This window comes from Micromonospora marincola (assembly GCF_056150385.1).
In genome coordinates this window covers 302,771-316,190 of record NZ_JAXCFT010000005.1, presented here as the reverse complement: position 1 = coordinate 316,190, position 13,420 = coordinate 302,771, and the positions used below count along the sequence as shown (strand labels likewise).

General features: G+C 73.4%; 11 protein-coding genes. 5 read left to right on the top strand and 6 right to left on the bottom strand.

The features are described 5' to 3' along the window. Positions 1-25: 25 nt before the first annotated feature. Positions 26-673, bottom strand: a complete 648-nt coding sequence (locus tag SM450_RS15015) for a PadR family transcriptional regulator (protein WP_474620346.1) — start codon at positions 671-673, stop codon at positions 26-28. 194 nt (positions 674-867) lie between these two features. Here SM450_RS15015 and SM450_RS15010 point away from each other — a divergent pair, with 194 nt between their 5' ends. Continuing rightward, a complete protein-coding gene (locus SM450_RS15010; RefSeq protein WP_474620345.1) occupies positions 868-1,410 on the top strand; it encodes a phospholipase in 543 nt (180 codons plus the stop codon). A gap of 54 nt (positions 1,411-1,464) precedes the next feature. Here the strand turns inward: SM450_RS15010 and SM450_RS15005 are convergent, their stop codons facing one another. After that, on the bottom strand, positions 1,465-4,275 hold the full coding sequence (locus SM450_RS15005) for an ATP-binding protein (RefSeq protein ID WP_474620344.1): 2,811 nt from the start codon (positions 4,273-4,275) through the stop codon (positions 1,465-1,467). 135 nt (positions 4,276-4,410) lie between these two features. Beyond that, a complete protein-coding gene (locus SM450_RS15000) occupies positions 4,411-4,629 on the bottom strand; it encodes an FmdB family zinc ribbon protein (protein WP_474620343.1) in 219 nt (72 codons plus the stop codon). Positions 4,630-4,685: 56 nt separating this feature from the next. On the opposite strand from SM450_RS15000, the gene SM450_RS14995 reads away from it, so the two are divergent. The 3 genes from SM450_RS14995 (at position 4,686) to SM450_RS14985 (ending at position 10,284) form a co-directional block, all read left to right on the top strand. Further along, the gene (locus tag SM450_RS14995) at positions 4,686-5,828 is read left to right on the top strand and encodes a lytic transglycosylase domain-containing protein (protein WP_474620469.1); all 1,143 of its coding nucleotides are present in this window, start codon (positions 4,686-4,688) and stop codon (positions 5,826-5,828) included. Between the two features lie 72 nt (positions 5,829-5,900). Next, positions 5,901-6,917 carry a GNAT family N-acetyltransferase gene (locus tag SM450_RS14990; protein WP_474620468.1) on the top strand — a complete coding sequence of 339 codons (1,017 nt, stop codon included), beginning with the start codon at positions 5,901-5,903 and terminating at the stop codon, positions 6,915-6,917. Between the two features lie 94 nt (positions 6,918-7,011). After that, positions 7,012-10,284, top strand: a complete 3,273-nt coding sequence (locus SM450_RS14985) for a lamin tail domain-containing protein (RefSeq protein WP_474620342.1) — start codon at positions 7,012-7,014, stop codon at positions 10,282-10,284. A 32-nt stretch (positions 10,285-10,316) separates the two neighbouring features. Here SM450_RS14985 and SM450_RS14980 read toward each other — a convergent pair whose 3' ends face one another. Together SM450_RS14980 and SM450_RS14975 are read right to left on the bottom strand one after the other, a co-directional pair. Then, positions 10,317-10,907 (bottom strand): helix-turn-helix transcriptional regulator, encoded by a 591-nt coding sequence (locus tag SM450_RS14980; protein ID WP_474620341.1) that lies wholly within the window; start codon positions 10,905-10,907, stop codon positions 10,317-10,319. 548 nt (positions 10,908-11,455) lie between these two features. Continuing rightward, positions 11,456-11,797 carry a MerR family transcriptional regulator gene (locus SM450_RS14975; RefSeq protein WP_474620467.1) on the bottom strand — a complete coding sequence of 114 codons (342 nt, stop codon included), beginning with the start codon at positions 11,795-11,797 and terminating at the stop codon, positions 11,456-11,458. A 64-nt stretch (positions 11,798-11,861) separates the two neighbouring features. On the opposite strand from SM450_RS14975, the gene SM450_RS14970 reads away from it, so the two are divergent. Further along, positions 11,862-12,440 (top strand): NADPH-dependent FMN reductase, encoded by a 579-nt coding sequence (locus tag SM450_RS14970; protein ID WP_474620340.1) that lies wholly within the window; start codon positions 11,862-11,864, stop codon positions 12,438-12,440. Here the strand turns inward: SM450_RS14970 and hemB are convergent. Further along, positions 12,434-13,417, bottom strand: a complete 984-nt coding sequence (hemB, locus tag SM450_RS14965) for a porphobilinogen synthase (RefSeq protein ID WP_474620339.1) — start codon at positions 13,415-13,417, stop codon at positions 12,434-12,436. The two genes, SM450_RS14970 and hemB, sit on opposite strands and share 7 nt — an antisense overlap. Positions 13,418-13,420 lie beyond the last annotated feature (3 nt).

Sequence of the window (13,420 nt, the reverse complement as noted above, 5' to 3'; positions counted from 1 at the left end):
ACCGCACCCCGCCGGGGTCCGTGGGTCAGTGCTCCTCGGTCCCCCTCTCCGCCGGTTCCGCCCACTCGGGCGGCATGGCGCCGGTCTCGTGCCAGGCCCGCCAGGCGGCCAGCCCGGGCAACGCACCGGTGGTCAACTCGTCGAGCAGCCCGCGCACCCAGGTCGCCTCGGCCTCCCGGACGGCCAGGTCGTACTCGGCCTCGACGAGGAAGAGCCGGGGCACCTCGCGGGCGTGCCGGGCCAGCGCCGACCGCTGCGCGTCGAGCTGCTCGGTCAGCCGGTCGAGGCGCCGCCGCAGCAGCTCGGTCGCCTCGGCCGGATGCAGCGCGCCGAGCACGGACAGGCCGGCCTCGAAGCGGGGTTGCTCCCGCTCCGGCACGGCGACCAGCTCCCGGGTCCAGTCCACGAGCTCGGCCCGCCCGGCGTCGGTGATCCGGTAGACGGTCCGCTCCGGACGCCGCCCCTGCCGCCCGCTCTCCACCGCCGCGAGCAGGCCGTGCCGCTCCAGGTTCGCCACCACGGTGTAGAGCGAGCCCCACTTGATCGGCATGTCCTGGTCCTTGCCGCGCTCGCGGAGCACGGTGGCGATCTCGTACGGATGGCGCGGGCGCTCGACCAGCACGGAGAGCACAGCGAGCGCCAGCAGGTTGCCGACCCGGCGTCGCTTGGCCACGACCGAACTCCTCGCTGCCGATTACTCGTAGACGAGCATAGGGGACCCGCCCCCCGAGGCCATTCGTCTGTTTGGGCGAATGTCAACAAGTGTCCGCCCGAGGCATCCTCCGACGTCGCCGCATTGATCGACAATCTTCGAAATCTGGAGATCCCGGAGCGCTCGATCCGATGCCGACCACGCGGAGGTCCCCCATGCCCCGACGCCTCGCCACCACCCTCGCCGCTGGCCTGATCGCCCTGCTCACCGTGCTCGGCCTGGCCGCACCGGCCAGCGCCGCGGTGAGCACCGCCCAGAAACTGTCGGTGCTGTCCAGCTGGACCCAGACCAGCGCGTCCAGCTACAACGCCTGGAACAGCGCCCGGCTGAACCGGGCGCCCTGGACCGAGTACGGCTTCGACTGGTCCACCGACTACTGCTCGTCCAGCCCGGACAATCCGCTCGGCTTCACCTTCAACCTCTCCTGCTACCGGCACGACTTCGGCTACCGCAACCACAAGGCCATGGGCATCTTCCCGGCCAACAAGTCCCGCCTGGACAGCGCGTTCTACGAGGACCTCAAGCGGGTCTGCGCCACCTACAACGCGGTCGTCCGGCCCGCCTGCTACAGCCTCGCCTGGACCTACTACCAGGCGGTCAGCGTCTTCGGTTCGGTCGCCGCGGTGCAGCAGGCCGACATCGACCGCGCCGCGAAGATGAAGGCCGACGCCGAACGTCGCGCCGCCGCCCGAAGCTGACCCGCCGCCGGGGAGCCCGCCCGACGGGCTCCCCGGCGCACGGCCCGGTGGCGCTCAGCCCGCGGTGCTCCGGGGCTCGGCCGCCGGGCGCGACCCGGACGGGCCGAACCAGAACGAGTCGGCCGTCAGGTCCGGATGCTCCACGTGCAACGCCAACGCCGCCGCCTCGTCCAGCCGCAGTCCGGCCCCCGCGCCGTACGCCGCGTCGAACGCCTCGTCGCCAAGCGTCCGGCGCAGCTCCGCCTGCCGGGCCAGCCAATACGGCTCGTAGATGCCCGGGGTGGCGCGCAGGCTCGCCCGGGTGGCCTGCGCCGCGCCGAAGAGCCGGGCCGCGGCCACCGCGTCACCGGCCAACGCGCAGCGCACCGCGATCGCGTTGATCGTGTCGCAGGCCCGGCCCAGGTAGCCGTGACTCATCCGGGACCGCAACGCCACCAACAGATGCTCGTGCGCCGCGACCAGGTCGCCCCGGGCCAGCGCCACCACGCCGAGCAGCATGTCCACCGAGCGGCGGCCCCGCTCCACCGGGCGGGTCGCCTCCACCTGACGGGCCGAACCGAGCACCTCGGCCGCCTCGTCCAGCGCGCCCCGGCGCCAGAGCAGCTCGGCCAGGTTGTAGACGGCGAGCAGCGCGTCGCCGACCACGTCCTGCGCGTGCGCCCAGTCGATCACCTCGCGACAGACCCGTTCCGCCTCGGCGAACTGCCCCATGTCGACGAGCGGCGCGGCACGGCCGGCCAGCACCCGGGCCAGCAGCCCCAGGTCACCGGCCTGCCGGGCAGCCGCCTCGGCCCGCTGCGAATACCGCAGCTCCTCGGCGAACTCGCCGTCGGCGCCCGCGTGCAACGAATGCATGTGGTAGGCGGCGGCCAGCTCGGCCTCCGGGATCTCCTCGCCGGTCTCGGCGATCCGGCCGTAGAGCCGGAACAGCCACAGCCGCCCCTCCCGGGCCAGCCCGCGCTCCCGCCACCACTGGTCCAGCCCGCCGGCCAGGTGCAGCCCCGACCGGGCGCTGCCCCCGGTGGCGCACCAGCGCAACGCGGCCCGCAGCTCCCCGGCGAGCGGGTCCAACGCGTAGAGCGAGAGGGTCACCGGACGGCTGTCCGGGCCCAGGTGCGCCCGGTCCAGCGCGTGCCGGGACCAGGCGACGTGCCGGTCCCGGGCCGCCTGCTCCTCGCCCGTCTCGATCAGCCGGCGGGCCGCGTACGCCCGGATCGGGTCCAGCATCCGGTAGGTGCTGCCCGAGGCGTGCGGCTCGGCAAGCACCATCGACTTGTCCACAAGCACCGACAGCGGGTCCAGCGGATCCTCGTCCAGCAGCCACTGCACGGTCGGCAGGTCCACCGGGCCGGCGAACACCGCCATCCAGCGCAGCAGCCGGGACGAGCGGGCGCCGAGCGTCCGGTACGACCAGGTCACCGTGGCCTGGATGGTCAGGTGCCGCTCGCTTGCCGAACGCTGCACCGCCCGGGACGCCGGCGTCGGCGGGGCGGCCCCGGTCGCGGCGGCCACCAGGTCGACGGTGTCCTGCTGGTTGCCGCTCCAGCCGGCCTCCACCGGCGGCGGCTCCGCCGACTCACGCCCCGCGTCGAGGGTGCCCATCATGTCGTCGAGCCGCTCCGCCAACTGCCCGGCGGACAGCACCCGCATGCGCGCCGCGGCCAGCTCGATGGCGAGCGGCAACCCGTCCAGCCGGCGTACCACCCGGTGCAGGTCCGCCTGCTCGGTCAGGTCCGGCGGCCGACCGCCCCGGGCCGCCGCCGTGCGCTCGAGCAGCAGCGCCACCGCGTCGCTCGCGCCGCTGCCCGGCTCCTCGTCCACCGACAGCGGCGGGATCCGCCACACCACCTCACCGGGTACGCCGAACGACTCCCGGCTGGTCGCCAGCACCCGCACCCCCCGGCCGCCGGCCAGCAGCCGGCTGATCACCTCCGCCGACGCGGCCGGCTGGGCGTCGCAGGTGTCGAGCACCACGAGCATCCGGCGGGGTGCCGCGTACTCGACCAGGGTGTCGACCATCGGGCGGCCCGGCTCCGGGCGGAGGCCGAGCACCGCGGCGATCTCGAAGGCGACCAGCCCGGGATCGGTGACGGCGGCGATGTCGACGAACCACACCCCGTCCGGATAGTTCTCGACGATCCCGGAGGCCAGCTCCACGGCCAGCCGGGTCTTGCCCGCGCCGCCCGCGCCAAGCACGGTCACCAGCCGGTACGCCTCGACGAGCCGCCCCAGCTCGGCCCGCTCGAAGTGCCGGCCGACGAACGAGGTGGCCTGGGTGGGCAGGTTGTGCGCCGCCGCGTCGGCGGTGCGCGGACGCGGGAACCGCCGCTCCAGCCCCGGCGCGACGAGTTGGAACAGCCGCTCCCGGTCGTCGAAACCGCGCAGCCGGTGCAGGCCGAGGTCCAGGAGGGACGCGCCGTCCGGCAGCGGGTCGGCGTGCCGGGCGGTGGCCGCCGAGCAGAGCACCTGACCGCCGTGCGCGGCGGCGGCCACCCGGGCCGCCCGGTGCACCTCGGGGCTGGCGTACTCGCCGTCGCGCGGCTCGGCGTACCCGGTGTGCAGGCCCATCCGGACCCGGGGGGTGGCGTCCGGGTTCGGCCACTCGTGGCCGGCCAGCGCCCGCTGCGCGGTCAGGCATGCCTGCACGGCGGCGGCGGCGTCCGGGAAGGCGAGAAAGAACGAGTCGCCCTCGGTCAGCAGCTCCGCCCCGTCCGTGCCGGCGAGCGTGTCACGCAGCAGCCGACGGTGCTCCCGCAGGACCGGCCGGTAGACCGGGCCGAGCATCCGGGCCATCCGCGTCGAACCCTCGATGTCGGTGAACACGAAGGTCACCCACCCGCTGGGGAGGTGGATCCGTGGCGACATACGTCGAACCTCCGCCCGCTGACGTCGGGTCCATGCTGCCCTATGATCGCGTCGTCACGCATCGTGAGAACGGACGGGCACATTCCGACCAAAGGTTCCCACAGGAAGCGTCGTGCCCGGTCGACAGGTGGTGGGTCAGCAGCCGCAGGCGCCGCCGCAGCAACCCCCGCCCGGGGCCGGTGTGCCACCGACCGGGCCGGTCCCACCCCGGCCGGTGAACGCCACCGTGGAGAGCAGTTTCACCGTGTCGGCGTGGCCCTGCGCGCAGGTGGCGGGGCGGCCCGCCTCAGCCATCGGGCGGTTGACCTCGAAGGTGTCGCCGCAGGCGCGGCAGCGGAACTCGTACCGGGGCATGCGGTAAGCGTACGGCCGGGCCTGACGCCGTCGCACGGATGGGTGATACTCGACGGGTGGTGGACGGCGAACGGCGACCGACGGTCCGGCCCCTGCGACCCGCCGCGCCGCCCGACGGCGGCACCGGGCCGGTCCCCCACCCTCGGCGGGACAAGCCCGGCTCCCCGCCGGTGAAGACCGCACCCGAGGCCGCATCCACAGCGGAACCGGCAACGCAGCCCGCCGCCGAGTCCGTAACGGCGGAGGCGGACGCGGCGGCCGGGGGGCGACGTCGACGGATCCCGTTCGCGCACGCCGGCCGGGTCCAGCCTCGACAGCTCGCGGTGGGCGCGGCCCGGGCCACCCGGGCCTGGTCGCGCCGGCCGAGCGGGCGCACCACCCTGCCGGCGCTGTTCCTGCTCGCCCTGGTCGGAGCGGCAGTCGCGGCCGGCGCGGTGCTCGTGCCGGCGGCCATCCGCAAGCCGGAGCCGGTCGCCGTCGAGGCCACAAGCGCCGCCCCGGCCCAGGGCGTGCCGCAGACCGGCGCCACCGCGGTGCCCGGCCCGACCGGCCTGCCCGGCACCGTCGGGCCGACCGGCTCACCGCCGGCCGGTGGCGCGACCGCCAACCCGGTCCTGCCGGCCGGGCGCCCGGCCGACGCGCTGGCCGGGTGGGCGCAGCGGGTCGGCGCCACCACCGGGATCCCGGCGACGGCGTTGCAGGCGTACGGCTACGCCGAACTGGTGCTGGCCCAGACCCACCGCAGTTGCCAACTGAGCTGGACCACGCTCGCCGCCATCGGCTTCGTCGAGTCCGGGCACGGCACGGCCGGCGGGGCGACGCTGCGACCCGACGGCCTGACCTCGAAGGAGATCCTCGGCGCGCCGCTCGACGGCCAGGGTGGCCGCTCCCGGATCCTCGACACCGACCAGGGCCAACTCGACGGCGACAGGACCTTCGACCGGGCGCTCGGGCCGATGCAGTTCATCCCGAGCACCTGGCAGGAGATCGGCGCGGACGCCGACAACGACGGCGTGAAGAACCCGCACGACATCGACGACGCGGCGCTGGCCGCGGGCGAATACCTGTGCAAGGCCGGCCGGAACATGACCATCCCGGGCGACTGGTGGGGAGCCATCCTTTCCTACAACGACGTGCGGCGGTACGCCCAGAAGGTCTTCGACAAAGCCGACGAGTACGGGCGCAAGAGCGGCACGTGACGTGACGGCGCGCGCACATTCGCGGCCACAACCCTTCCCCCGAGCTGCGGTTGACGGCAAGCTAGACGGGTGATGGTGCGCGAGTGGGACCCTCGGACAGCGTCGTCCGCCGAGATCACGTCGCTGCTGGACACGCTGAACGCGGTCCTGGCGGCTGATCTGCCGCAGGATCCGCCCTGGCGGGTGAGCTTCCTGCGGGAATACCTGTCCGAGGTGATGCCCGGCGAACGCCGGATCTCCTGGGTCGCCCAGGAGGATCCGGCGCCGGACGGCAGCCCCGGCGCGATCGTCGGGCACGTGCACGTGCTGCTGCTCGGCGGGATCGGCGTGCTCGAGGTGCTTGTGCACCCGGCGCAGCGGCGCAGTGGGCTCGGCCGCGAGCTGGTGCGGGTGGCTGCCCGCCGGGTCTGGGACGAGGGGTTCCAGTCGATCGGCGTGGAGGTGGTCGGCGACACCCCGGCCCTCGCGTTCTACGAGGCGCTGGGCTTCACCCGGGAGTACGTCGAGACCCGCAGCGTGCTCGACCTGAGCGGGGTGGACTGGCCGGCGCTCAGCGAGATGGCCACCGAGGTGAGCACGGGCTACCACGTCGAGTTCTGCCCGGGCGGGCCGCCGGACGAGCTCATCGAGGCGTACGCGCGAGCCAAGGCCGAGGTGCGCGACATGGACGACGGCGAGCTTCGCCCCAGCTCCTACGATCCCGAGCGGCTCCGCGACAGCCTCGCCACGCTGCACCGGCGGGGCATGAAGCCGTACATCGTGCTGGCGCTGCACGAGGAGAGCGGCGAGGTGGCCGGGCTGACCGAGGTGGTGGTGCCGGCGCAGCACCCGACCCGGGCCGACCAGTACGACACCATCGTGGTCCGCGAGCACCGCGGCTACGGCATCGACCGGGCCATCAAGGCGCGGATGCTGCTGGAGCTGCGCTCGTTCGAGCCTGAGGTGGCCGAGGTGCAGACCTGGAACGCGCAGGCGAACGAATCGATGCTCAAGGTCAACGCGGAGTTGGGCTACCGGCCGGACCGCGACTGGTGCGAATACGGTGTGGACGTCGCCGAGCTGGTGCACCGACTGGACAGTCACCGCTGACGCCTGTTCACCAAACGGCTGCCCGGGGGATGGACGACGGACGGCCGCGACCCTTAACGTGCGTTAGTTCCCGCCCACCCATCGTGGAGGCTCCATGCGCCCGCGCCGCACACTGGCCGCGCTCGCGACCACCGCCGCCGTCACCGCCACGGCGATCGGGGTCGCACCCCCCGCGGCCAGCGCCGCGCCCACCGACCTGTTCATCTCCGAATATGTCGAGGGGTCGTCCAACAACAAGGCCGTCGAGCTGTTCAACGGCACCGCCGGCCCGGTCGACCTGGCCGCCGGCGGCTACCAGCTCCAGCTCTTCTTCAACGGCGCCACCACCTCGACAAACGTGGCGTTGAGCGGCACCGTCGCCGCCGGGGACGTGTTCGTCTTCGCCGCCGCGTCGGCCGCCCCGGCGATCCTCGCCCAGGCCGACCAGACGTACGGCGGGGCGCTGTTCAACGGCGACGACGCGATCGTGCTGCGCAGGGGCGACGTGGTGGTCGACTCCATCGGCCAGGTCGGCGTCGACCCGGGCAGCGAGTGGGGCAGTGGGCTCACCAGCACCGCCGACAACACCCTGCGCCGGCTGCCGTCGGTGAGCGCCGGCGACACCGACCCGACGAACCCGTTCGATCCGGCCGCCCAGTGGGCCGGTTTCGCCACCGACACGTTCGACGGGCTGGGCAGCCACACCGTCGACGGCGGTGGCCCGGTCGACCAGCCGCCGACGCTTGCCTGCGGCGGGGCGCTCACCCTGGAGGCGGGCGCCACCGCGACCCGCGAGGTGACCGCGACCGACGCGGACGACACCGTCACCGACCTCGCCGTGACCGAGGTCGCCCCGTCGCCGGTGAGCGGCTCGATCAGCCGTACCGCGTTCACCCCCGCGGCCGAGGTCGGCGGCACGGCCCGTGCCACGCTTACCGCGACCGGCCTGCCGGCCGGCGGCTACACGGTCACCGTGACCTCGACGGACGCCGAGGGCGGCACCGCCACCTGCACGCTTGCCGTGCAGGCGACAAGCGTGCTGTCGGTGGGCGAGGTGCAGGGCCGCACCGCCGACGACGAGAGCGGGCGCACCGACCGGTCGCCGCTCGCGCCGGCCAGCGGAAACGGCACCAGCACGATGCTGTACGACGTCCGCGGCGTGATCACCAGCAGGTCCCTGACCCGCAGTTCGGCCGGGGCGGACCAGTGGGGCTTCTACCTCCAGAGCCGGCTCGGCAGCGAGGACGGGGACCCGCTCACCTCGGACGGCCTCTACGTCTTCATGGGCTCGTTCACCACGCTGATCGGCGGCTACGCCCCGACCGTCGGCGACGAGGTCGTGCTGCGCGGCCGGGTCTCGGAATACTTCGACCAGACCCAGCTCTCCGGCGCCTCGCTGGTCCGCAAGCTCGACTCGGGGCTCGACGTGGACTCCGTGGTCCGGGTGACCGACGCGGTCCCGCCGGCCGAGGCGGACGCCGCCGACCTGTTCTGGGAGCGGCACGAGGGCGAGCGGATGCGGGTCCGCGCCGGCAGCGGCGTCTCCGCACCCCGGCACATCTACGCCTCCACCGCCGACTCCGAGATCTACGTGCTCGACCGTGAAGACCCGATCATGAAGCGGTCCGACCCGTACGCCCGTCGGGTGTTCCGGGACGCGCACCCCCTGGACGACATCCCGGGCACGCTCTTCGACAACGGCAACAACCAGCGGATCCTGCTGGGGGCCGGCGGCGTGAAGGCGACCGCCGGTGACTCCGGCGCCCTGCTGCCCGAGGCCCGCACGTTCGACACGCTCACCGAGGACGCCTACGGCTCCGTCTCGTACGCGTTCAGCAAATACAGTGTGCAGCCCGAGCAGCTCACCCTGACCGGTGGCGCGGACCCGGCGGAGAACAACCCGCCGCACCCGGCGAACCGGAACAGCGAGGTGGCGGTCGCCACCTACAACGTGGAGAACCTGTACGACTACCGGGACGACCCGTTCGACGGCTGCGACTTCGCCGGCAACAGCGGGTGCCCCGGCGTCAGTCCGCCGTTCGACTACGTGCCGGCGAGCCCGGAGGCGTACGCCGCGAAGCTGGCCACGCAGGCCCGGCAGATCGTCCACGCGCTGCGCAGCCCGGACCTGATCCTGGTGCAGGAGGCCGAGGACCAGGACATCTGCTCGGTGGTCGACGGCAGTCTGTCCTGCGGCGACAGCGACAACGCCGACGGCGCGCCGGACACGGTGCAGGAGTTGGCGCTTGCCGTCGCGGCGAACGGTGGCCCGGCCTACGCCGCCGCGTACGACCGCACCGGCGCGGACGCCCGGGGCATCGTCTCGGCCTTCCTCTACCGCACCGACCGGCTGGCGCTGGCTCCGGCGACCGCCGGTGACCCGCTGCTGGGCTCCGCGCCGACCGTCCAGTATCGATCGGCCGCGTTGCCGTCCAACGCGGACGTGCAGAACCCGAAGGCGTTCAACGCGGTGCTGCCGGCCGACGTCGACAGGTCGACCGGGGTGGACGGCAGCAACGTCTACACCCGCGCGGCGCAGTTGGCCCGGTTCACCGTGCGGGCGGCGCCCGGCTCGGGCGAGCGGTTCACGCTCTGGGCGGTCGCCAACCACTTCTCGTCCGGCCCGGACACCCGGGTCGGGCAGCGTCGCGAGCAGGCGGCGTACGGGGCCGCGCTGGTGCGGGCGGTCGAAGCGACCGACCCGACCGCGCGGGTGGTCTACGGCGGCGACCTGAACGTCTTCCCTCGACCGGACGACCCGATCGCCACCGCGCAGAACCCGACCCCGTCGGACCAGCTCGCCCCGCTCTACCAGGCCGGCCTGCACAACCTCTGGGACGATCTGGTCGCGGACGCTCCCGCGTCGGCCTACTCGTACACCTTCAGCGGGCAGGCGCAGACGCTTGACAACATGTTCGTCAACGACCCGATGCACGACGACCTGGTGCAGGTGCGTACGGCGCACATCAACGCCGACTACCCCACCGACGCCGCGGATCTGGGCGACCGGGGCGCAAGCGACCACGACCCGCAGGTGGCCCGGTTCGCCTCGCGTGCCGCGCTGCGGGTGGCCGACACCTCGGTGACCGAGGGCGACAAGGGCACCAGCACGATGACGTTCACGGTCACCGTGTCCCGTCCGCTCTCCGAACCGGCCCTGATCTGCGCGTCCACCTACGGCACCACGGCCCAGGCCGGCACGGACTACGACCCGTACGTGGGCTGCCGGATCCTGGCCGCCGGTCGGACCTCGCTGGCCTTCCCGGTCACCGTGCGCGGTGACCGCAAGCGCGAGGCGGACGAGCGGCTCACGCTGTATGTGGCCGGGGTGCCGGGGCTCCGGCTCACCGACCCGTCCGCTGTCGGGACGATCCTGAACGACGACTGATCGGCGCTCCGCACGGCGGCCCGTCACTTCGCTCACCAGCGGATCGGCGGGCCGCCGCGGTATCCGCACCGCTGCGGGTCCTTCGGAGGCGGCACGTTGCGGTATTTGGCCACCCGCACCTCCCACTGGCTGCGGCGCCGCAGGGCGTCCCGGACGGCCCGGTCGCGGTAGAACGTCTCCGGCGGCCGGGCCAGCCCGTACCTGTCGGCCCACCACTCCCCCGGCTCCGGATCGACGACGATGTCGAGGTGGGACGGATATCGCCGCTCGGCACCGTCACGCAGGTCGGCCCGGTCACGCATCGGCTTGAGCACCGTGCCGGCCTCGTCGACGACGACGAGCCGGAAGCCGGCCGTGCCGACGATGCGCAACAGCATGGCGAGACTGGGTGCCAGGGTGCCCGCCTCGATCCGCCCGACCGTGGTCGGGTGCACCCCGGCAAACCGGGCCAGCTCACGTTGGCTGGCGTCGGCGCGGCGGCGGACCGCACGGACGATCCCGGCGGCCGGAAAGGGAATGTCGAAGGGCTCGGTGAGCAGCGCGGGCGGCTCCTCCGCGGCCGGCGCGCAGGCGGTCTCCGGCACGATGGCCGCCTCGGGCGCGGCGTCGGCGGTGTCTGTCACCCCGCCACGCTCGCGCCTCCGCGGGTACCCCGGCAACCCCGTCCTCCGCGCCTGTGGAAAACCCAGCATCTGCCGATCGACCCATGGGCACCCGGACCGAAAGCAGTCACGCAGCGTCAATCTCACTCATGGTGACGAGCTTTGACTGCTATAACTATCGATCCGCCATGACCAATGCCATTAGAGGCTCAAATGGGACAGCTCTGCACGACCGCCGGCCTCACCTCTCGCTGACTTTGCTCTGCAGCCATCGAGTCAGCAGTAACCGATGGTGCCTACTGCGCCGGTGGCTGCAGAGCAAAGTCGCCGGACAGCGAGGCCGACAGGCGGACGCAGTGTGACCCTCCGTTACGGAAATGGCCACCGAGGCGGCGCCCCTCGTACGAAGGCGGGATACCCACGCCACCACGGAACGCGGGCGAGCAGCCGGGGCAGGCGGGAGGCATGTGGCTGGGGAGCGCGCAGGCCGCAGCGCGAGAACGTGAGAGAGACGGAGTCGGAGGACGGCCAGCATGGCCGGGTGGCACGGCGGGGTGTCAGTTACGGGGTCACAGGTCGCAGAGCCGGCGACCGGAGCGGATGTCGTCGAGCGCGGTGTGCAACTCGGCGATCCGCCGTTCCGCCTCGGCGGTCAGCCGGTCGTGCAGCAGTTGCCAGTCGGCCAGGGCCGGCTCCGGTGGCAGGGCCGCGAGCAGGTCGCGGATCTCGCCGACGCTGAGCCCGATCCGCTGCGCCACCCGGGCGACCCGCACCCGGCAGGCCGCTTCCGGGCCGAACCGACGCTGGTTGCCGCTGGTCCGACTGGCCGCGATCAGGCCCTGCCGCTCGTAGAAGCGGATCGCGGAGCCGCTGGCACCGCTTTCCCGGGCCACCTCGCCCACCGTCAGCATGGTCACGCCCACTCCCCCGCACGAGCTTGACTTCAACAATTGTTCAAGTCTTAGCGTCCATCCCATGACGACGCAAGAACCGCCGCTCACCCTCACCGTGCTCGTCGGCAGCGTTCGCCGGCCCCGGATGGGCCGGATGATCGCCGACTGGTTCGTCGACCGGGCCGGCCGGCGGGACGGGCTCCGCATCGACCTGATCGACCTCGCCGAGGTGCCGCTCCCGCTTGCCGACACCCCGCCCGGCGGCAACCCGGACAGCCCGATCGCCGGCCGCCTCGGCGCCGCCGACGCCTTCGTCGTGGTCACGCCGGAATACAACCACAGCTTCCCGGCGGCCCTGAAGAACGCCATCGACTGGCATCACCGGGAGTGGGTGGCCAAGCCGGTCGGGTTCGTCTCGTACGGCGCCGGCTCGGGCGGGGTCCGCGCGGTCGAGCAGCTCCGGCTGGTCTTCGCCGAGCTGCACGCCACCACCACCCGGACCGGGGTGGTGCTCACCGCGCCGTGGGACCGCCTCGACCGGCAGGGGCGGCTTGTCGACGACGGGCCGCTGGGCCGCGCCGCCGACGCGACGCTCGACGAGCTGACCTGGTGGGGCGAGGCGCTCCGGGCCGCGCGGCGGCGCCGGCCGTACGGTCAGTAACGCTGGCGGAGGAGCTGGGCCGCCTCGACCGCCCAGTAGGTAAGGATGATCTGTGCTCCGGCCCGGCGGATCGAGGTGAGCGTCTCCAGCATGACCCGCTCCCGGTCGATCCAGCCGTTGGCGGCGGCGGCCTCGACCGTCGCGTACTCGCCGGAGACCTGGTAGGCGGCGACCGGGACGTCCACCGCGGCCCGGACCGCCGACACCACGTCGAGGTAGGGCAGCGCCGGCTTGACCATCACCATGTCGGCGCCCTCGGCGATGTCCAGCTCGACCTCGCGCAGCGACTCCCGCAGGTTCGCCGGGTCCTGCTGGTAGGTGCGCCGGTCGCCGTCCAACGCCGACTCCACCGCGTCGCGGAACGGGCCGTAGAAGGCGGAGGCGTACTTGACGGCGTACGCGAGCACCGAGACGTCCCGGTGGCCGGCGGCGTCCAGGGCCTTGCGGACCACGCCGACCTGGCCGTCCATCATCCCGGACGGCCCGACCACGTGGACCCCGGCGTCGGCCTGGGCGACCGCCATCTCGGCGTACGCGGCGAGCGTCGCGTCGTTGTCCACGCCGCCGTCCGGGGTGAGCAGGCCGCAGTGCCCGTGCGAGGTGAACTCGTCCAGGCAGAGGTCGCTCATCACCACTGTGGCGTCACCGACCTCGGCGATCACGTCCCGGATGGCCACGTTGAGGATGCCGTCCGGGTCGAGGCCGCCGGAGCCGGTCTCGTCCCGTGTCGCCGGCACCCCGAACAGCATGATCCCGCCGACCCCGGCCTGGACCGCCTCGACGGCCGCCTTGCGCAGCGAGTCCCGGGAGTGCTGGAGCACCCCCGGCAGCGACGCGACGGCCCGCGGCTCGGTCAGCCCCTCCTTGACGAACATCGGCACGACCAGTTCGGCCGGGGCGACACGGGTCTCGGAGACCAGCCGCCGCACGGCCGCGTTGCGGCGCAGCCGGCGGGGCCGGATCTCGGGGTACGGCATGGG

Bases quoted from the DNA above. Each gene is read 5' to 3' on its own strand.
- SM450_RS15010 (WP_474620345.1), top strand. From the start codon at position 868: ATGCCCCGACGCCTCGCCACCACCCTCGCCGCTGGCCTGATCGCCCTG.
- SM450_RS15005 (WP_474620344.1), bottom strand. From the start codon at position 4,275: ATGTCGCCACGGATCCACCTCCCCAGCGGGTGGGTGACCTTCGTGTTC.
- SM450_RS15000 (WP_474620343.1), bottom strand. From the start codon at position 4,629: ATGCCCCGGTACGAGTTCCGCTGCCGCGCCTGCGGCGACACCTTCGAG.
- SM450_RS14990 (WP_474620468.1), top strand. From the start codon at position 5,901: ATGGTGCGCGAGTGGGACCCTCGGACAGCGTCGTCCGCCGAGATCACG.
- SM450_RS14985 (WP_474620342.1), top strand. From the start codon at position 7,012: ATGCGCCCGCGCCGCACACTGGCCGCGCTCGCGACCACCGCCGCCGTC.
- SM450_RS14975 (WP_474620467.1), bottom strand. From the start codon at position 11,797: ATGCTGACGGTGGGCGAGGTGGCCCGGGAAAGCGGTGCCAGCGGCTCC.
- SM450_RS14970 (WP_474620340.1), top strand. From the start codon at position 11,862: ATGACGACGCAAGAACCGCCGCTCACCCTCACCGTGCTCGTCGGCAGC.
- hemB (WP_474620339.1), bottom strand. From the start codon at position 13,417: ATGCCGTACCCCGAGATCCGGCCCCGCCGGCTGCGCCGCAACGCGGCC.